The 20,151-nt window shown below is 72.4% G+C and carries 12 protein-coding genes; 9 read left to right on the plus strand and 3 right to left on the minus strand.

All coding sequences use genetic code 11. The features are described from left to right. Positions 1-64 precede the first annotated feature (64 nt). Entirely contained in the window at positions 65-1,756 is a 1,692-nt protein-coding gene (locus tag ACJA3G_RS08740) for a fumarate hydratase (protein WP_406552318.1), read from the plus strand. A gap of 158 nt (positions 1,757-1,914) precedes the next feature. On the opposite strand, the gene ACJA3G_RS08745 is transcribed toward ACJA3G_RS08740, so the two are convergent. Both ACJA3G_RS08745 and ACJA3G_RS08750 read right to left on the minus strand, forming a co-directional pair. Next, entirely contained in the window at positions 1,915-4,533 is a 2,619-nt protein-coding gene (locus ACJA3G_RS08745) for a GNAT family N-acetyltransferase (RefSeq protein ID WP_406552319.1), read from the minus strand. An 85-nt stretch (positions 4,534-4,618) separates the two neighbouring features. Further along, positions 4,619-6,133 carry a ricin-type beta-trefoil lectin domain protein gene (locus ACJA3G_RS08750; protein WP_406552320.1) on the minus strand — a complete coding sequence of 505 codons (1,515 nt, stop codon included), beginning with the start codon at positions 6,131-6,133 and terminating at the stop codon, positions 4,619-4,621. A gap of 107 nt (positions 6,134-6,240) precedes the next feature. Here ACJA3G_RS08750 and ACJA3G_RS08755 point away from each other — a divergent pair, with 107 nt between their 5' ends. The 3 genes from ACJA3G_RS08755 (at position 6,241) to ACJA3G_RS08765 (ending at position 10,730) form a co-directional block, all read left to right on the plus strand. After that, complete coding sequence (locus ACJA3G_RS08755) at positions 6,241-7,632, plus strand: class II fumarate hydratase (protein ID WP_406552321.1); 1,392 nt, start codon at positions 6,241-6,243, stop codon at positions 7,630-7,632. Between the two features lie 93 nt (positions 7,633-7,725). Further along, on the plus strand, positions 7,726-8,397 hold the full coding sequence (locus ACJA3G_RS08760; RefSeq protein ID WP_406552322.1) for a DUF402 domain-containing protein: 672 nt from the start codon (positions 7,726-7,728) through the stop codon (positions 8,395-8,397). A 236-nt stretch (positions 8,398-8,633) separates the two neighbouring features. Next, positions 8,634-10,730, plus strand: a complete 2,097-nt coding sequence (locus ACJA3G_RS08765) for a SpoIIE family protein phosphatase (RefSeq protein ID WP_406552323.1) — start codon at positions 8,634-8,636, stop codon at positions 10,728-10,730. Between the two features lie 89 nt (positions 10,731-10,819). Here the strand turns inward: ACJA3G_RS08765 and ACJA3G_RS08770 are convergent, their stop codons facing one another. Continuing rightward, positions 10,820-13,219, minus strand: coding sequence for a transglycosylase domain-containing protein (locus ACJA3G_RS08770; protein WP_406552324.1), 2,400 nt, complete (start codon positions 13,217-13,219; stop codon positions 10,820-10,822). Between the two features lie 259 nt (positions 13,220-13,478). On the opposite strand from ACJA3G_RS08770, the gene ACJA3G_RS08775 reads away from it, so the two are divergent. From ACJA3G_RS08775 to ACJA3G_RS08795, 5 genes are all read left to right on the plus strand, one after another. Continuing rightward, positions 13,479-14,198: an ABC transporter ATP-binding protein gene (locus ACJA3G_RS08775; RefSeq protein WP_406552325.1), complete on the plus strand. Its 720-nt coding sequence runs from the start codon at positions 13,479-13,481 to the stop codon at positions 14,196-14,198. Further along, positions 14,195-16,537, plus strand: a complete 2,343-nt coding sequence (locus ACJA3G_RS08780) for an FtsX-like permease family protein (protein ID WP_406552326.1) — start codon at positions 14,195-14,197, stop codon at positions 16,535-16,537. The genes ACJA3G_RS08775 and ACJA3G_RS08780 overlap by 4 nt, the downstream gene beginning before the upstream one ends. 61 nt (positions 16,538-16,598) lie before the next feature. Then, a complete protein-coding gene (locus tag ACJA3G_RS08785) occupies positions 16,599-17,123 on the plus strand; it encodes a PadR family transcriptional regulator (RefSeq protein ID WP_101389858.1) in 525 nt (174 codons plus the stop codon). Then, the gene (locus ACJA3G_RS08790; protein WP_406552327.1) at positions 17,120-17,812 is read left to right on the plus strand and encodes an ABC transporter ATP-binding protein; all 693 of its coding nucleotides are present in this window, start codon (positions 17,120-17,122) and stop codon (positions 17,810-17,812) included. The genes ACJA3G_RS08785 and ACJA3G_RS08790 overlap by 4 nt, the downstream gene beginning before the upstream one ends. After that, positions 17,809-20,145 carry an ABC transporter permease gene (locus ACJA3G_RS08795; protein ID WP_406552328.1) on the plus strand — a complete coding sequence of 779 codons (2,337 nt, stop codon included), beginning with the start codon at positions 17,809-17,811 and terminating at the stop codon, positions 20,143-20,145. The genes ACJA3G_RS08790 and ACJA3G_RS08795 overlap by 4 nt, the downstream gene beginning before the upstream one ends. The last annotated feature ends 6 nt before the right edge of the window (positions 20,146-20,151 follow it).

Genomic DNA, 20,151 nt, shown 5'->3' on the forward strand with positions numbered 1-20,151 from the left:
CGCTTGAGGGCGCTGCGCCAATGGAGGTCAGCCACTGTCTGCCGAGTGAGGAATGGCCGTACACATGTCCCCCGTCTCCCGCCCTCCCAGCCCTGCGTTCGCGTACTCCGACCTGCTCCCCCTGGGAGAGGACAACACGCCCTACCGACTGGTGACCGCCGAGGGTGTCTCCACCTTCGAGGCCGACGGCCGTACGTTCCTCAAGGTGGAGCCGGAGGCCCTGCGCAAGCTGGCCGCCGAGGCGATCCACGACATCCAGCACTATCTGCGCCCGGCCCACCTGGCCCAGCTGCGCCGGATCATCGACGACCCCGAGGCGTCGGGCAACGACAAGTTCGTGGCGCTCGACCTCCTGAAGAACGCGAACATCGCGGCGGCGGGCGTGCTGCCGATGTGCCAGGACACCGGCACGGCGATCGTGATGGGCAAGCGCGGGCAGAACGTGCTGACCGAGGGCGGTGACGAGGAAGCCCTCTCGCGCGGCATCTTCGACGCGTACACCCAGCTCAACCTGCGGTACTCGCAGATGGCTCCGCTCACCATGTGGGAGGAGAAGAACACCGGCTCGAACCTGCCCGCGCAGATCGAGCTGTACGCGACGGACGGCGGCGCCTACAAGTTCCTCTTCATGGCGAAGGGCGGCGGCTCGGCCAACAAGTCGTTCCTCTACCAGGAGACGAAGGCCGTCCTGAACGAGGCCTCCATGATGAAGTTCCTGGAGGAGAAGATCCGCTCGCTCGGTACGGCGGCGTGCCCGCCGTACCACCTGGCGATCGTGGTCGGCGGCACCAGCGCCGAGTTCGCGCTGAAGACCGCGAAGTACGCCTCCGCGCACTACCTCGACGAGCTGCCCACCGAGGGCTCCGCGACCGGGCACGGCTTCCGTGACACGGAGCTGGAGGAGAAGGTCTTCGAGCTGACGCAGAAGATCGGGATCGGGGCGCAGTTCGGCGGCAAGTACTTCTGCCACGACGTACGTGTGGTGCGGCTGCCCCGGCACGGCGCCTCGCTGCCGGTCGCGATCGCCGTGTCCTGCTCGGCGGACCGCCAGGCGGTCGCGAAGATCACGGCCGAGGGCGTGTTCCTGGAGGAGCTGGAGAAGGACCCGGCGCGGTTCCTTCCGGAGACGACGGACGAGCACCTGGACGAGTCCAACGATGTGGTGCGCATCGACCTCAACCAGCCGATGGACGACATCCTGGCGGAGCTGACGAAGTACCCCGTCAAGACCCGTCTCTCGCTGACCGGGCCGCTGGTCGTGGCGCGCGACATCGCGCACGCCAAGATCAAGGAGCGGCTGGACGCGGGGGAGGAGATGCCGCAGTACCTCAAGGACCACCCGGTGTACTACGCCGGTCCGGCGAAGACGCCGGAGGGCTACGCGTCGGGGTCCTTCGGGCCGACCACGGCCGGGCGCATGGACTCCTACGTCGAGCAGTTCCAGGCGGCGGGCGGGTCCAAGGTGATGCTGGCGAAGGGGAACCGGTCGGCGCAGGTGACTTCGGCGTGCGACGCGCACGGGGGGTTCTACCTGGGGTCCATCGGCGGGCCCGCCGCGCGGCTCGCTCAGGACTGCATCAAGAAGGTCGAGGTCGTCGAGTACGAGGAGCTCGGGATGGAGGCGGTGTGGAGGATCGAGGTGGAGGACTTCCCGGCGTTCATCGTGGTCGATGACAAGGGCAATGACTTCTTCCAGGCGCCGGCTGAGCCGCCTACGTTCCTGAACATTCCCGTACGGGGTGCGGCGCAGCCGTAAGGGGTTTTCCCCCACCCCGCCGTTGGTGGCTGCGGACCGTGCGTGGCTGGTCGGGCAGTTCCCCGCGCCCCTGGGCAGTTAGGGGCGCGGGGAACTGCGCGAGCAACCCAGCACGGTCCGCAGCCGACAGACAAACCCCGGCCGCCCGCCCGAGGGCTTCAGGGAAGGGGCGGGGCGGGGGGCCTCTCCAGGAATGCCAGGCGGGCCCTCTTCTCCGGCTTCTGAACTTCCTCCCCCAGCACGAACCCCGCCCGCACCATCCGTGCGATCGACTTCTCGTTGCGGACGTCCGGTTCCACCACGATCCGCCGGTGGGACGGGTCGGAGAGGACATAGCGGATCAGGGACCTCATCAGCGTGCCCGTGAAGCCGGGGCGCCTCGGGCCCGGGGCGGGGGCCAGCAGGATGTGGACGCCCACGTCGCCGGGGCGCACCTCGTAGCACTCCCCCAAGGGATCCGCCCCGGGCTCGTACGTCTGGAACAGCCCCACCGGCTCGTCGTCGAGCAGGAGCAGGAAGGCGTGGTGCGTGGGGAGGGAGTCCACGTACGCGTAGGTCTCCTCCACGTACGCGCGGTCCGCGTCCAGCATCCCCCAGAAGCGCGCCCGCTCCTCGGTGACCCAGGAGTGGATCAGCTCCGCGTCCCCGGCCGGGTCCAGCCGGCGCAGCCGGACCGTTCCGAAGTCCGGGACCTTCTCCTCGTAGACGTCTTCCATCTGCTCCGGCATCGGCCTGGTCACCGTCCGCTCCCTTCTCAGCTCGCTCCACCGCGTCACCACCCGCACCGACTCCCCCGCCGCCCACAGCCGCGTCTGGTCGCGGTGGTGCGGGCTGTCCGGGGTGCCCGAGGCGCCGAACGGGACCACCCACAGACTGTTCTGACGGTCCGCCAGGTCCCAGACGTACCGGGCTGCCGGGCCGCGGGCGGCGCGGTGCGTCACACCGGGGACGCTGCTCGTCGACAGGACGCAGTCGTGGTCGCCCGCCAGGGCCGGCCACTCCTCGGGCGTCGGCACCGCCTGCCACGGCGCCAGCCGGTGCGTCTCGCCCCACGGGCCGAACTCCCGGCCCTCCGAGGCCACTTCCTCCAGCGCCACCCTGACGAGGTGCGGCCGGTCCAGCTCCGGCAGCATCGGCGTCGTCAGGATCGTCTCCAGCGCGAACGCGATCCTCGGCGTCAGCGCCAGCCAGGGCAGGAACAGGTCCGGCAGCGGCGGGAGTTCGGCGAGGTCCGCGAAGCGGGGGTGGGCGGCGAGTGCCCGTACCAACCGGTCCCGTACCGCCGCGTACGCCGTCGCGTCCGTCGAGTCCGCGTCCATCCGGCGGTTCCACGCGCCCAGGCGGTCCCGGAGCGCCGCCGCCCGGGGGGTCAGGTCCTCCAGGGCCGCCAGGAGCCCCAGCAGCGGGCGCGCCGACGCCAGGTCCGTGTCCATGTGGAGTGAGGACATCTCCGCGGGCGTCCACGAGCGGGAGCCGGCGAGCAGCGTGGCTATGCGCTCCGCCCGGTAGGGGGGCGCGAACTCCACTCCCAGCGGCGCCGCCAGGCCCCGCTCGTTCGCCATCACCGCCGTCCCGTCCACCTCGGCGCGCGGCATCGGGGCCCAGCCCGTCCAGGCGTGGCCGGCCTCCCACGCCGGTACGACCCGTACGCGGTTGGTCCTGTGCCGGACCGGTACGCGGCCCGCCACCCGGTGCAGACGGCCGCCCCCGGTGTCGGCGGCCTGGACCACGTTGACGGGCTCGACCCAGTCGTCGAAAGCGCGGTCGACGTCGTCGGTGGTCCGGGCGCGCAGGAGGGCCGGGAGCGCGGCGAAGCCGAGGGCGGCGGTGACGCGGGGCGGGTGGCGCAGGCTGATGGCGTCGGCCGCGTCGGGGCCGCCGATGATCACCGGGCCGCGGTCCGTCTCGATCACCTCGACCGTCACCGGGGCCGCGCCCGCCACCTCCACCGTCTCGGTGTGGACGGCGGCGGGGGCCCAGCCGTCGGGGCCGAACGCGGCCACGCCCGTACCGTCGCGCCGCAGGCGTTCGCGGTAGAGGTCCTGGTAGTCGGCCATGGCGTTGGTGATGGCCCAGGCGACCGTGCCGGTGTGGCCGAAGTGGGCGATGCCGGGGACGCCGGGGACGGCGAGGCCCACGACGTCGTACTCCGGGCAGGCGAGGCGGATCTGCTGGTAGACACCGGGGTCCTCGATGAAGCGGTGCGGGTCGCCGGCGAGGATCGCGGCGCCGGACGCGGTGTGCTCGCCGGTGATCAGCCAGCCGTTGGAGCCGGCGGTGCCGGGGCCGTCGGTGGCGAACAGCTCCACCGCGCCGGGGCCGAGCACGGCGACCGCCCGCTCGCGCCAGAGTTTGGTGGGGAAGCCCGCGAAGAGGATGTGGGTGGCGAGCCAGACGCCGAGCGGGGTCCACGGCTCCCAGCGGCCGGGGGTCAGGCCCGTGGTGGCGAAGCCGGGCTGCGCGGCGGCGCCCTCGGCCAGCCCGTCGTTGACGCCCGCCGTGTACGCCGTGACCCAGTCGGCCGTCTCCGCGTCCAGCGCCGCGAAGCACCGGCGGGCGGTGTCGGCCAGGCGGGCGCGGCGGGCGAAGACGTCCCAGCCGGCCGCGTCGGGGCCGAGGAAGGCGGCCGTGGTGCCCTGCACCCGGTGCCGTTCGACCTCCAGCTGCCAGGCCCGGTCGACGGCGGTGACCCGGCCCTGGGCGTACGCCAGCTCGCGGGCGTCGGCCGCCCGCAGATGCGGGATGCCCCGGCTGTCGCGATAGACCTCGGCGCTCACACCCGATCCCCTCCCTGCAAGTTAGGACAGCCTAACCTAAAGGGAGGGGCCGGTGATGTGGAGGGCGGTCGTGGCCCGGGAGCCGTTACGCGAAGCGCTGCGCCGGGGAGCCGTCGCAGGGGCGCAGTGTCAGCGGGTCCTTCGCCGCCGCCAGCGTGGCGCACAGCCCGGTGGCCGCCGCCGGGCGCAGGGTGGAGCCGTCCCGGACGAACTCCTGGTTGGCGCCGCCGTGGCAGTTCCAGATGATCAGCCGGGCGCCGGCCGCGTAGTTCGCGCCCGGCACGTCCAGGCAGCGGTCCTGGGTGAGCTGGGTGTGGAGCGATCTGCGTGCGCTGTCGTACCACCAGCCCTGGTTGCGTCCGCCGTGGCACTCCCAGCCGATCACGGCCGTGTTGTTCGCGCTGCTCGCGCCGTTCACGTCGAGGCAGCCGCCGGTCGCCGCGTTCGTCAGCGGCCGGTAGGCGTCGTCCCAGGCGAGCGGGTAGAGGACCGGCGAGCCGGTGGAGGCCGGGTCGGCGCAGCCGGCCTCGCGCACCCCGGAGTCGTAGATCTGGGTGAGGCAGGAGGCGAAGGCGCCATGGCCCCGGTAGTTGGGGTGGAAGGACTGGCGGACCGAGTTGGAGTCCGGCAGCCCGGGCTTGGAGAGGTCGATGTAGAGGCCGCGCGCCCAGGTGTCCTCCATGCACACCTCATGGCCGTTGAAGAGCCGCGAGTTGTCGAGGAAGACAGCGCCGGTGTCGGCCGCGGCCCTGCGCATCCCGCGCTCGAAGGCGGGCACCGCGGTGTTGCGGCCCCAGACGGTGTCCGAGTCGTAGCCCAGGCCGCCGCAGACGAGCTTGCCGGGGAAGCCGGGGTTGTCGTGGAAGTCGGGGCCGATGGGGCTCGGATAGCCCATCACGACCAGCTTGTAGTCGCCGTCGGCGTACCCGGCATCGCGCATCACGGTCTTCAGGTCGGTGATCGTCTGCTCGACCTTGGGCACGAGCGCGTCGACCCGCGCCTGCCAGCCCGGCGCGTACTTGGACTCGCACGGGCCCTGGAGCAGCAGATACCGCTCCACGCAGTCGGTCATCACCGGGCCGAACTGGAGGTCGTCGTTGGCCCCGGCGACCAGCAGCACCATCTTGATGCGGGTGTTGCGGGCCTTGATGGCCAGACTGTCGCTCTGGACCAGCTCGTCGGCGTACTGCTTGGAGCCGCCTATCCGGATGTTGCCGGTGTACGCGCCGGAACAGGCCACGTTGTACGTCTCGTCGGCGGGGATCCCCGTGCGGTGGATCGCGGAGTCGGGCGCCCGGTGGCACCAGTTGTCGGGGCCGTTGGTGCCGGACTCGTAGGTGCCGACGCCCTCGCCGGAGATCTCGCTGTCGCCGAGCGAGATCAGCCCCGTCCTGCGCCGGTCCATGGGCCGCTCGGCGGAATCCCCGTACAGCTTGAGCGCCTCGGCGGCGCGGATCTTCTCCAGCTCGGGCGGAAGGGGGGTGGACTGTACCGTCGCGGCGGGTGCCGCCGCGGCCGTGGCCGTCATGCCCCCGAACGCGGCTGCCGCGGCCACGGCGGCGGCGAACGTACAGCGGAGTCTGTGCCTGGTGCGCCTCATTGCGCCTCCCCGGTGATGAGTTACCACCGGTATTTACCGGCCAGTAGGGGCGATGGGGAATAGCTGGAACAAGACAAGTGCTCATCTTTACCAGGAGGTTCAAGCACATGAACGACAGTGAGTACCGCGTCGAGCACGACTCCATGGGCGAGGTGCGGGTCCCCGCGCACGCCAAGTGGCGGGCGCAGACCCAGCGGGCGGTGGAGAACTTCCCCGTCTCCGGACAGCGCCTGGAGCGCGCCCACATCGAGGCGCTGGCGCAGATCAAGGCCGCCGCGGCCAAGGTCAACGCCGAACTGGGCGTCCTGGACGGGGACATCGCGGCGGCGGTCGGGGAGGCGGCCTCCGAGGTCGCCGGGGGGCGCTGGGACGAGCACTTCCCGGTCGACGTCTTCCAGACCGGCTCGGGCACCTCGTCCAACATGAACATGAACGAGGTCGTGGCCACCCTGGCGAGCGAGCGGCTGGGCCGGGACGTCCACCCCAACGACCACGTCAACGCCTCGCAGTCGTCCAACGACGTCTTCCCCTCCTCCATCCACATCGCCGCCACGGCCGCCGTCACCGGCGATCTGATCCCGGCCCTGGACCACCTCGCCGAGGCGCTGGAGCGCAAGGCCGCCGAGTTCGCGGACGTGGTCAAGTCCGGGCGTACGCATCTGATGGACGCCACCCCCGTCACCCTCGGCCAGGAGTTCGGCGGCTACGCGGCGGCCGTGCGCTACGGCGTGGAGCGGCTGCGCGCCTCGCTCCCCCGGCTCGCGGAGCTCCCGCTGGGCGGCACCGCCGTCGGCACCGGCATCAACACCCCGCCCGGCTTCTCGGCGGCCGTCATCGCGGAGGTGGCGCGGGTGACCGGGCTGCCGCTGACCGAGGCCCGCGACCACTTCGAGGCGCAGGGCGCCCGGGACGGCCTGGTGGAGACCTCCGGCCAGCTCCGCACCATCGGCGTCTCGCTCACCAAGATCTCCAACGATCTGCGCTGGATGGCTTCGGGGCCGCGTACCGGCCTGGCCGAGATCAGCCTGCCGGACCTCCAGCCGGGCTCCTCGATCATGCCCGGCAAGGTCAACCCGGTCATCCCCGAGGCCGTGCTGATGGTCGCGGCCCAGGTGACCGGCAATGACGCCACGGTGGCGGCGGCGGGCGCGGCCGGCAACTTCGAGCTGAACGTGATGCTGCCGGTCATCGCCAAGAACCTGCTGGAGTCGGTGCGGCTGCTCGCGAACGTCTCCCGGCTGCTGGCGGACCGTACCGTCGACGGGATCACCGCCCACCGCGAGCGGGCGCGGGAGTACGCGGAGTCCTCGCCCTCGGTGGTGACGCCGCTCAACAAGTACATCGGGTACGAGGAGGCCGCGAAGGTCGCGAAGAAGTCGCTGGCCGAGCGCAGGACCATCCGCGAGGTGGTCCTGGAGGGCGGTTACGTGGAGCGCGGCGACCTCACCGAGGCGCAGCTCGACGAGGCGCTGGACGTGCTGCGGATGACCCGGCCGTGAACCGGGGGCCCGGCCGGGCGCGATGACCGGGCGGTGACCGGGGCCGTGACGCGGGTCGCAGCGCGGTCTTGACCGTGCTCCTAAGATCTGCGCATGACAGGTACCTCAGGCATGCACTGGGCGCCGGGGGACCAGATCCTCTGGCGCTACCGCGGCAACGGCCCGGAGCCGAGGAGCCGTGTCCACATCTGCCGTCCGGTCACCGTCGTCCAGGACACCGACGACCTGCTCGCGGTCTGGATGGCGCCGGGCACCGAGTGCGTCAAGCCCGTGCTCGCGGACGGCACCGCCGTGCACGACGAGCCGCTCGCGACCCGCTACACCGCCCCGCGCACCACCGAGCGCGCCCGCTGGTTCGGCACCGGAGTGCTCAAGCTGGCGCGCCCCGGCGAGCCCTGGTCGGTCTGGCTGTTCTGGGAGCGGGGCTGGCGCTTCCGGAGCTGGTACGTGAACCTGGAGGAGCCGCGCACGCGGTGGTCGGGCGGGGTCGACTCCGAGGACCACTTTCTCGACATCTCCGTCTACCCGGACCGCACCTGGCAGTGGCGGGACGAGGACGAGTTCGCGCAGGCCCAGCGGGTGGGGCTGATGGACGAGGCCCGCGCCCGGCGGGTGCGGGCGGCCGGAGCGGCGGCGGTCGAGGTGATCCGCGCCTGGGGCAGCCCCTTCGCGGACGGATGGGAGGAGTGGCGGCCCGATCCGCAGTGGCCGGTTCCCGCGCTCCCGGCGGACTGGGATCGCACTCCGGCGCATATGCCGTCGTGAGACCCTTGATGCGCCCCCGGGGTTCAAACGTAGGATCGTCCTCCGCAAGGCTGCGCATCGACAACGAGGGAACCCAGGGCGCACATTGACCGTATGTCACCTAAGGGGGGTCGGGACGTGAGGGGTGTCGCGGCCACCCGTGGAGCGGGTATACCGCACGAAGCGACTGCCTCGCGCATCCCTGTCCTGCCCCCAGCACGGTGGATGTCTCACTCCGGACGGACGGAACCCGACGCGTGACGGAGCATCAGCCCACTTCGCACGAGAGCCGGCACCAGGAGCAGTTGGCCCGGCCTCCTGAGGCGGCCCGGCCGCGCCCGGACGAGCCGGGTGCGGGCGCCGCCGCGCACTCCGGCGCGCCCGCTCCCCAGGTCGCCTCCCCGGCCGCCCGGCGGGGCAAGGCCCGTGCGGTCACCGCCTCCGTGCCCGGCCAGCCCGAGCCGGGCCCGCGCGACCTCACCCGCGACCTGGGCGCGGCGGCGACCGCGAGCGCGATGGGGGTGCCGCCCGGCCGGGGTCCCGCACAGCCCCCGGGCGACGGCGGGCCCGGCGGTCCGTCCTCCGGCGCCCCCGGGGCCGGGAGCGGCGGCGAGGTGCCCGGCGGGGACGGTGCCGCGGTGGCCCGCCGCGAGGGCGACCGGCTGCGGTTCGTGGGCGCGGCCACCCGCCGGATCGCGCGCGGCATAGACCTCGACGAGATCGTGCTCGGGCTGTGCCGGGCCACCGTCCCGACCTTCTCGGACGCGATACTCGTGCATCTGCGCGACCCGCTGCCGGTCGGGGACGAGCGGCCCGCCAGCCCCTTCGTGCTGCGGCTGCGCCGAACCGACCGGCTGCGTTTAGTCGACGATTCGCTGCAGGAGCCGGAGGCGGCCGACGCCCTGTCCCTGCTGAACGCCCAGACCGATCTGACCCCGGCCGCCGAGCTCTGCGAGGTCCGCACCGGCGGCGCCCTCGCCGAGGTGCTGCGCGGGGTGCGCCCGGTCTTCGGCGACTCCGTGCCCGCCCGCCTCGCCCTGGCCGAGCTGCTCGGCCCCGACCGCCCGGTCCCGGCCGGCCACCGGACCATACTCGCCCCGCTCCGGGGCCGGCGCCGGGTGATCGGCGCCGCCGTGTTCGTCCGCGGCCTGGAGCGGCCCGCCTTCGAGGCGAACGACCTGCTGGTGGCGGCCCAGCTGGCCACCCACACCGCGCTCGGCATCGACAAGGCCGTGCTCTACGGACGCGAGGCGTACATCGCGGACGAGCTCCAGCGGACCATGCTGCCGGACTCGCTGCCCCAGCCCACCGGTGTGCGGCTCGCCTCGCGCTATCTGCCCGCCGCCGAGACCGCCCGCGTCGGCGGCGACTGGTACGACGCGATCCCGCTGCCCGGCAGCCGGGTGGCGCTGGTCGTCGGCGCTGTGATGGGCCACTCGATGACCTCGGCCGCCATCATGGGCCAGCTGCGCACCACCGCGCAGACCCTGGCCGGGCTCGACCTGCCGCCGCAGGAGGTGCTGCACCACCTCGACGAGCAGGCCCAGCGGCTGGGCACCGACCGGATGGCGACCTGCCTCTACGCGGTGTACGACCCGGTCGCCCACCGCATCACCATCGCCAACGCCGGGCACCCGCCGCCGGTACTGCTGCACCTGGGCGGGCGCGCCGAGGTGCTGCGGGTGCCGCCGGGCGCGCCGATCGGCGTGGGCGGGGTCGACTTCGAGGCGGTCGAGCTGGACGCCCCGGCGGGCGCCACCCTGCTCCTGTACACGGACGGCCTGGTCGAGTCCCGGCTGCGGGACGTGTGGACCGGCATCGAGCAGTTGCGGGAGCGCCTCGCCGCCACCGCGCAGCTCACCGGCCCGGACCATCCGCCGCCCCTGGAGGCGCTCTGCGACGACGTCCTGGACATGCTGGGCCCCGGCGACCGGGACGACGACATCGCGCTGCTCGCGGCCCGCTTCGACGGGATCGCGCCGAGCGATGTGGCGTACTGGTTCCTGGACCCGGAGGACTCCGCCCCCGGCCGGGCCCGGCGCCTGGCCCGGCGTGCCCTGGACCGCTGGGGGCTTGAGGAGCTGACGGACTCGGTGGAGCTGCTGGTCAGCGAGGTGGTCACCAACGCCGTGCGGTACGCGGAGCGCCCGGTGACCCTGCGGCTGCTCAGGACGGACGTCCTGCGCTGCGAGGTCGGCGACGACTCGCCGCAACTGCCCCGCCAGCGGCGGGCGCGCGACACCGACGAGGGCGGGCGCGGGCTGTTCCTGGTGAACCGGCTGGCCAGGCGGTGGGGCGCGACCCGGCTCTCCGGCGGCAAGGTGGTCTGGTTCGAGCTCCCGACGCGCCCCTGAGACGGAGGCGGGGGGCCCGGGCCGCCCCCCGAAACGTATCGGCCCCCCACCCGTGCGGGTGGGGGGCCGACGCGCGTCACGGGCCCGGGCTACGGAGTGTCGCCGCCGCCCTGGATGGTGCCCTGGGTGGCCCCGCCGTCGGTCGTGCCGGTGGTCTGGCCCCCGGTGGTCTGGCCGCCGGTCGTCTGACCGCCCGTGGTCTGGCCCCCGGTGGTCTGACCGCCGGTCGTCTGACCGCCCGTGGTCTGGCCCCCGGTCGTCTGACCGCCGGTCGTCTGGCCGCCGTTGGTCGGGCTCCCGTTGGTCCCGCCGGTCGTCGGCGTCTTCGTCGGCTTGTGCGTCGGCGGGTGCGAGGAGGGCGTCTTGGACGGGGTGTGGGACGGGGTGTGCGAGGGCGTGTTGGAGGGGGTCCCGGACGGCGTGGTCACCGGCGTCACATCGGGCTCCACGGCCGCGCCCTGGTCGGTGTCCAGGTCGAACTTGGAGTCGTCGCTGCCGACGGCGTCGAAGGTGTACGCGGCCCAGATCTTCGCCGGGATCGCACCACCGTTGATACGGCCGTTGGCGGGGCCCTCGTTGCCGGTGGCGCCCGCGATGCTCACCTGGCCGCCCTTGGGCACGGTGTGCCCGTCCACCTGACGGGCCTCGGCCGCCTCGCCCCACAGACCCACGGAGGTCACCAGCGAGGGCGTGTACCCGGTGAACCAGGCCGACTTGTTGTCGTCGGAGGTACCGGTCTTGCCCGCGACCGGCTGCCCGTCGCGGTTCTCGGCGTCCCGCACCGACCTCTTGGCCGTACCGTCGTCGACCACTCCGGTGAGCACCGAGGTGACGGCGTCCGCCGCGTCCCGGCTGATCACCTGGTCGCCGATGGGGTCCGGCTTGTTGTACTTGGCCACCTTGTGCTGGGCCGACTTGACGATGGACGGCGTGACCTTCTTGCCGTGGTTGTCCAGCGTGGCGTAGGCGCCGGCCATCTCCATCGGGCTCGCGCCGTAGGAGCCCAGGGTCATGGCGGGCTCGGCGCTGACGCGCTTCATGTGGTTGAGGCCCATCGCGAAGGCCGTGTCCCGCAGCTTCGTCAGCCCCACGTCCACCCCCATCTGCGCGAAGACGCTGTTGACGGACTTGTTCATCGCCGTCTGGACGGTGATGGGGCCGTAGCTGTCGCCGTCCTCGTTGGGCGGCGCGTAGCCCTTGCCGCCCTCGCCCTTCACCGGGCGCTTGTTGTCGCCGTTGTAGATGGTGTTGGCGCGGATCTCCTTGCCGTCCTGCGTCTCGGCCTTGTCGTTGAGCGCGGTGGCGAGGATCAGCGGCTTGAAGGTCGAGGCGGGCTGGTAGGTGGCCGTGGTGGCGTTGCTGATCTGGTGCTTCATGTAGTCCTGGCCGCCGTACAGCGCGACGACCGAACCGGTCTTCGGGTCCACCGAGACGGCGCCCGCCTGGATGTCCTGGTCGACCTTGCGCTTCTTGTCCAGCTTGCTGGTCAGCTCCTGCTTCACCGCGTCCTCAAGGAGCTTCTGCTTCTTGGGGTCGATGTTGAGGGTGATCGTCCAGCCGCCCTTGGCGAGGTCCGCCTCGCTGATGCCGTTGCGGATCATCTCGGCCTTGGCGGCCTGGACCAGGTAGCCGGTCTGGCCCTCCATGCCGGGGTCGGGCTTGGGGTCGACGGGCACCGGGAACTTCATCCCGGCCCGCTGGCCCGCGTCCAGCTGCTTCATCTTGACCATGTTGTCGAGGACGTAGTTCCAGCGGGCCGTCACCAGCTTCTTGCCGGTCGCCGAGGCCACCGCCCAGTCGTACTGGCTGGGCGCCTGGAGCAGGGCCGCCAGATAGGCGCCCTGCTCGATGGTCAGCTTGGAGGAGTCCACGCCGTAGTACGCCTGTGCCGCGGCCTGGATGCCGTAGGCGTTGCGGCCGTAGAAGCTGGTGTTGATGTAGCCGGCCAGGATCTCCTTCTTGGAGTACTTCCGGTCGACCTTGAGAGAGATCACCAGCTCCTTGAGCTTGCGGGTGACCGTCTGGTCCTGGCTCAGGTAGAAGTTCTTGACGTACTGCTGGGTGATGGTGGAGCCACCCTGCTTGCCCTTGCCGGAGACGGTGTTCAGCAGGCCTCGGGCGGTGCCCTTGAGGTCGACGCCGGAGTCCTTGTAGAAGGACATGTTCTCGGCGGCGACGAAGTCGAGCTGGACCTTCTCGGGGATCTTGTCGAGCCCGACGACCTCACGGTTGAGCTGACCGGTCCGGGCGATGATCTTGCCGTTGGGGAGCTTGTAGACGTTGCTCTCCATGCGCGCCTGGGCGTTCGCCTCCGGGATCGGCGTCATCGTGTAGATGATGTAGAAGCCGCCCATGCCGAGCAGGACGAGCCCGAAGAAGGTGCCGAGCATCTTCTTCCAGGTGAAGAGCCTGCGTATTCGGCCGCCCTTCGTCTGCTGGGTCCGGCGCGCACCACGCTGCCGGGCCCGCCGCTCTTCCGCTCGGCCCATAACCTCAGTCGCTCGCCTTCTTGACTCGCCAGATCAGCTAAGAAAACTAACACCGCACCTGTGGACAAAGGGGAGCCCATCACGTCTTTTCCGTACGTGACAATCAGCACCCGGCCCATGGGAACCGACTGTCAAATGGCCCGGAGGGTTGCCAGAACTCCGGAACCTGCCCTTTTTTGCCATGGAATGTCATGTTCCTCAAAGCGCTATGCACCGGGGGTATACACCCCGCGTATACCTAGTGCGTATAGTCCTCCTCATGTCACTCGGCTCGTCCCCCGGCACGTCGCGCGGACCCCTGCTCAGCGCGAGCGGGCTGCGCAAGGCCTTCGGCCCCACCCCCGCCCTCGACGGCGCGGACTTCTCCCTCTCCGCCGGCGAGGTCGTCGCCGTCATGGGCCCCTCGGGGTCGGGGAAGTCCACGCTGCTGCACTGCCTCGCCGGGATCGTCCGCCCCGACGCGGGGACGATCACCTACGACGGGCGCGAGACGACCGCGATGAGCGACGTCCGCCGCTCGGCCCTGCGCCGCCGTGACTTCGGGTTCGTGTTCCAGTTCGGCCGGCTCGTGCCGGAGCTCACCTGCCTGGAGAACGTGGCGCTGCCGCTGCGGCTCGACGGGGTGCGCCGCAAGGACGCCGACCGGGCCGCGCTGCACTGGCTGGAGCGGCTGGAGGCCGACTCCGTCGCCCGGCGCCGGCCCGAGCAGATATCCGGCGGCCAGAGCCAGCGCGTCGCCGTCGCCCGCGCCCTGGTCACCGCGCCCCGGGTGGTCTTCGCCGACGAGCCGACCGGCGCCCTCGACTCGCTCAGCGGCGAACTGGTGATGCGACTGTTCACCGAGGCCGCCCGGGACACCGGCGCGGCCGTCGTCCTGGTCACCCACGAGGCGCGGGTCGCCGCCTACTCCGACCGCGAGGTCACCGTCCGCGACGGCCGCTCCCGCGATCTGACCCCCGCCCCGGCCGGTGCCCGGTGACCGGCCACCTGCGCGAGCTGGCGCTCGGCGCCAGGTTCGCCGTCACCGGCGGGCGCGAGGGCTGGGTCCGTACGCTGCTGACCGCCCTCGGGGTCGGGCTCGGCGTCGCGCTGCTCTTCGCCGCCGCCTCGATCCCGCACGTCCACCGGACGAGCATCGCGCGCGGGGACGCCCGGGTGCCGGCCGCCTCCGGGAGCAAGAAGCCGTTCGCGCGCTCCGACACCTCCGTCCTCTTCGCCATGGCCGGCACCGAGTACCGCGGCGAGTCCATCGGCGGTCTCGTGCTGCGCCCCGAGGGGACGCACCCCGCCGTGCCGCCCGGGCTCCACGCGGTGCCCCGGCCCGGCGAGATGGCCGTCTCGCCCGCCCTGCGCGACCTGCTCGGCTCCCCCGACGGGGAACTGCTGCGCCGACGGCTCCCGTACAAGATCACCGCGAGCATCGGTGACGCCGGGCTCCTCGACCCGACCGAGCTCTTCTTCTACGCGGGCAGCGACACCCTCAGCCCGGCCACCGGAGCCACCCGCACCGACGCCTTCGGCGGTGTGGTCGAGAAACTGCCGCTGAACCCGGTGCTCGTGGCGCTCACGGTCGTCTCCTGCGTCGTGCTGCTCCTGCCGGTGATCATCTTCATCGCCACCGCCGTACGGTTCGGCGGCGAGCGCCGCGACCGGCGGCTCGCCGCGCTGCGGCTGGTCGGCGCGGACACCGGGATGACCCGGTGGATCGCGGCCGGGGAGGCGCTCGCGGGCTCGGCGCTCGGCCTGCTGCTCGGAGCCGTCCTCTTCCTGGCGGGCCGGGAACTCGTCGGCGGCGTCCGGCTCTGGAGCTTCGCGGCCTTCCCCGCCGACTTCACCCCGGACCCGCTGCTCGCCGTGCTCGTGCTGCTCGCCGTACCGCTCGCGGCCGTGGTGGTCACCCTCGTCACGATGCGCTCGGTGTCCGTCGAACCGCTGGGTGTCGTACGGACCGCCGCGCCCCGGCGGCGCCGGCTGTGGTGGCGGCTGCTGCTGCCCGCCGCCGGGGTCGCCGTCCTCTCCCTGTCCCCCGAGGCGGGCGTGGACGAGGGCGTGACCGACCCCAACCTGGTCGCCGTCGGCACGATCCTCACCCTGACCGGCCTCGCGGCCCTGCTGCCGTGGCTGGTGGAGGCGGTCGTCGCCCGGCTGGGGCGCGGGCCGGTCGCCTGGCAGCTGGCCGTACGCAGACTCCAGCTCAGCGGCGGGACCGCGAGCCGGGCCGTCGCCGGGATCACCGTGGCGGTGGCCGGTGCGATCTCGCTCCAGATGATGGCCACCGGCATCCACGCCGACTTCGTGCGCACCACCGACCAGGACCCCAGCCGCGCCCAGATCGACGTCGTGGCCGACTTCCCCAGCGGCGAGCGCGCCCAGCGGATGATCCAGGACTTCCGCGCCACCCGGGGCGTCGAGGCCGTCATCGGCACGGTCGAGACCTACGCGACCCGCCCCGGCAGCTACACCCGGGGCGGGATGCGGCCCACCACCGTGCTGACCGTGGGCGACTGCGCCACCCTCACCGAGCTCGCCCGCATCCCGTCCTGCCACGACGGGGACACCTTCGTCGTCCACCCCGAGGGCGACAGGCGGCTGAGCAACTGGGTGGACCAGAGCGCCCGGCCCGGCCAGGCGGTCGACCTCAACACCGCGACCGACTACGACCCGGCGGCCCGGCCGGTCCTGTGGACCCTGCCCGGATCGGCGCGGACCGTGGTCTCCCGGCCCGACCCGATGGGCGAGGCCCGGTACGGCATCTTCGCCACACCCGGCGCCGTCGACGTCGGCAGGCTTCCGTCGGCCGAGACCAGGGCCATGATCAGGGTGGACCGCTCGGTGCCGGACGCCGCCGAGTACGTACGCAACACGGCCGCCGCCATCGACCCGGCGATGTCCGTGCGCACCATCGACCGCGTCGAGCGGGACAAGCAGTACACCAGCGTCCAGAGCGGGCTGCGCACCGGGGCGATCGCCACCATGCTGCTGATCGCGCTGAGCCTGCTCGTCTCACAGATCGAGCAGTTGCGCGAGCGCCGCAGACTGCTGTCGGTGCTGGTCGCCTTCGGCACCCGCCGGTCCTCGCTCGCCCTGTCCGTGCTGTGGCAGACCGCCGTGCCGGTCGTCCTGGGGGTGGTGCTCGCGGTCGCCGGGGGCACCGCGCTGGGCGTGGCCCTGCTCGGCATGGTCGGCAAGGAGGTCACCGACTGGTGGCTGTTCCTGCCGCTCGCGGGCACCGGCACGGCCGCCGTCCTGGTGGTGACGCTGCTCAGCCTGCCGCCGCTGTGGCGCCTGATGCGCCCCGACGGACTCCGTACCGAATGAGAGCCCGCACACCGGCCCGCACACCCCGTCCGCAGACGTACCAGCAGAAAGGCATCTGAGCATGTCCATCGGCCATACCCTCCTCGGACTCCTCGAATCGGGCCCACGCCATGGGTACGACCTCAAGCGCGCCTTCGACGAGAAGTTCGGGCACGACCGCCCGCTGCACTACGGGCAGGTCTACTCGACCATGTCGCGCCTGCTGAAGAACGGCCTGGTGGAGGTCGACGGCGTGGAGGCCGGCGGCGGCCCCGAGCGCAAGCGGTACGCGATCACCGAGGCCGGCATCACCGATGTCGAGGCCTGGCTCAAGCAGCCGGAGAAGCCCGAGCCGTACCTCCAGTCGACGCTCTACACCAAGGTCGTCCTCGCCCTGCTCACCGGCCGCAGCGCCGGTGACCTGCTCGACACCCAGCGCGCCGAGCATCTGCGGCTGATGCGCATCCTCACCGACCGCAAGCGCCGCGGGGACCTCTCCGACCAGCTGATCTGCGACCACGCGCTCTTCCACCTGGAGGCGGACCTGCGCTGGCTGGAACTGACCGCCGCCCGTCTCGACCAACTCGCCAAGGAGGTACGCGCATGACGCCCGCCGGCTCCCTGCTCTTCGCCAAGGACCTGCGCAAGTCGTACGGGCCCACGCCCGCGCTCGACGGCGCGGAGTTCTCCATCCACGCCGGCGAGGTCGTCGCCGTCATGGGCCCCTCCGGCTCGGGCAAGTCGACGCTGCTGCACTGCCTGGCGGGGATCGTCACACCCGACTCGGGGTCGATCGTCTACGACGGCCGCGAGCTGTCGTCGATGAAGGACGCCGAGCGCAGCGCGCTGCGCCGCAGCGAGTTCGGCTTCGTCTTCCAGTTCGGCCAGCTCGTCCCCGAGCTGACCTGCGTGGAGAACGTGGCCCTGCCGCTGCGGCTGACCGGCACGCGGCGCAAGGAGGCCGAGCGCACGGCGCTCGCCTGGATGGAGCGCCTGGAGGTCGACGACCTGGCCCGCAAGCGGCCGGGCGAGGTCTCCGGCGGCCAGGGCCAGCGCGTCGCGGTGGCCCGCTCGCTGGTCACCTCGCCGCAGGTGGTCTTCGCGGACGAGCCGACCGGCGCGCTCGACTCGCTCAACGGCGAGCGCGTGATGCAGCTGCTCACCGAGGCCGCCCGGTCCACCAACGCGGCGGTCGTCCTGGTCACCCACGAGGCCCGGGTCGCCGCCTACTCCGACCGCGAGATCGTCGTACGCGACGGCCGGTCCCGCGACATGATGCTGGAGCACTCCGTATGACCCAGGCACGCGCGAGAACCGCCGCACACGCGGCGAACCGGGTCCGCGAACTCGCGCTGGGCGCCAAGTTCGCGCTCACCGGCGGCCGGGAGGGGTGGACGCGCACGCTGATGACGGCGATAGGCGTCGGGCTCGGTGTGGCGCTGCTGCTGGCCACCACCGCCCTGCCGGGCGCGCTCGCGGCGCGGGACGCGCGCGACAACGCCCGCAACGACTACGGCGCCCAGCAGCGGTCCCCCGCGGGCGCCGACACCATGCTGCTCGCCCGTACCGACACGGTCTTCGACGGGAAGGACATCCGCGGCCGGCTGCTCCAGCCCGAGGGCGACCGCGCGCCGGTGCCGCCGGGCCTCTCCGCGCATCCCGCGCCCGGCACCATGGTGGTCTCGCCCGACCTGCGCGAGCTGCTGGACTCGCCCGGCGGCAGACTGCTGCGCGAGCGCGTCCCGTACCGGATCACCGGCACCATCAAGGACGCCGGTCTGCTGGGCCCGCACGAACTGGCCTACTACGCGGGCAGCGACACGCTCAAGGGCCACGAGACGCTCGACGGGGAGCAGGTCGACATCGAGCGGATCAAGTCCTTCCCCGACAAGGCGCCGTCCGAGCCGATCGACCCGATCCTGGCCCTGCTCATCGTGATCATCTTCGTGGTGCTGCTGCTGCCGGTCGCGGTGTTCATCGCGGCGGCCGTGCGGTTCGGCGGCGACCGGCGCGACAAGCGGCTGGCGGCGCTGCGCCTGGTGGGCGCGGACAGCCGGATGACCCGCTGGATCGCGGCGGGCGAGGCGCTGGCGGGCTCGGTCCTCGGACTCGCCCTGGGCACGGTGTTCTTCCTGATCGCCCGCCAGTACGTGGGTGAGGTCACCGTCGCCCGGCTCAACGTCTTCCCCGCCGACCTCGATCCCAGCGCGGGCCTGGCGCTCCTGGTGGGCGTGGCGGTGCCGGCGGCGGCGGTCGCGGTGACGCTGTTCGCGCTGCGCGGGGTGGTGATCGAGCCGCTGGGTGTCGTACGGACGTCGGTGCCGCGCCCGCGGCGCCTGTGGTGGCGCCTGCTGCTGCCGGTGGTCGGACTCGGCCTGCTCGTCCCGATGTTCGACAAGGGCCGCGACACCGGCTTCTACAACCAGGCCCAGGTGATCGGCGGTACGGTCCTGCTCCTCATCGGGGTCACGGCGCTGCTGCCGTGGGTGATCGAGACGGTGGTGCGGCGGCTCGGCGGGGGCGGGGTCGGCTGGCAACTGGCCGTCCGACGCCTGCAGTTGAACTCCGGCGCCGCGGCCCGTCTGGTCAACGGCATCGCGGTGGCGGTGGCCGGGGCCATCGCGCTCCAGATGCTCTTCAGCGGCATCGAGGGCGACTATGTGACGTCCAGCGGCGAGGACACGGCGCGGGCGCAGTTGGTGGTGCCGATGTCGGCGAACCTCTCCAAGGCCGAACAGGAGCGCCGCGAGGAGAACCTCAAGGCGGTACCCGGGGTGACCGGCACGACGACGCTGGGCAACGCGGGCCTGCACACCGGGTCCAAGGACCCGGAGCTGCGGAAGTACGTCGAGGTGGCGGTCGGGGACTGCCGCGCCCTGCGCGAGGTGGGCGAGCTGCCCTCGTGCCGGGACGGGGACGTGTTCGTCACGACCGGGGGCGACTTCGGCGGGGAGGGCGCGGCGCCGGGCGCGAAGCTGTTCTTCGAGCCGCCGTCGCAGGGCGACCGCCCGGGGCCGGAGATCCCGTACACGGTGCCGCGCGGGGCCCGGGTCGTCCCGGCGCGGGCGGACCCCATGGGCACCAGGCGGGGCGGCCTGCTGGTGACGCCGGGGGCGCTGCGCGGGCTCCCGAAGATGCGCGTCTTCTACACGACGTACGTGACCACGCGCCCGGGCGACCCGCTGGCGGGCGACCGGGTCCTGAACGCGGCGTGGGCGGCGGACCCGTTCACGCAGGCGCGGGCGCTCAACGACGTCAAGACGGCGGCGAGGTTCGCGGGGGTGCGGCGGGGGCTGTACATCGGCGCGGCGGCGGTCCTGCTGCTGATCGGCACGAGTCTGCTGGTGTCGATGCTGGAGCAACTGCGCGAACGCAAGCGCCTGCTCTCGTCCCTGGTGGCCTTCGGCACCCGCCGCACGACCCTGAGCTGGTCGGTCCTGTGGCAGACGGCGGTGCCGGTGGCGCTGGGACTCACCCTGGCGACGGGTGTGGGCCTGGGCCTGGGGGCGGTCCTGCTGCGGATGGTCGGCCACCCGATCCATGTCGACTGGACGTCGGTGCTGGTGACGGTGCTGTCGCTGCCGCCGTTGTGGAGGTTGATGCGGGCGGATGGGTTGCGGACGGAGTAGGGGGGG

Origin of the sequence: Streptomyces sp. YS-3 (assembly GCF_045257485.1) — a bacterium.
Classification (GTDB): domain Bacteria; phylum Actinomycetota; class Actinomycetes; order Streptomycetales; family Streptomycetaceae; genus Streptomyces.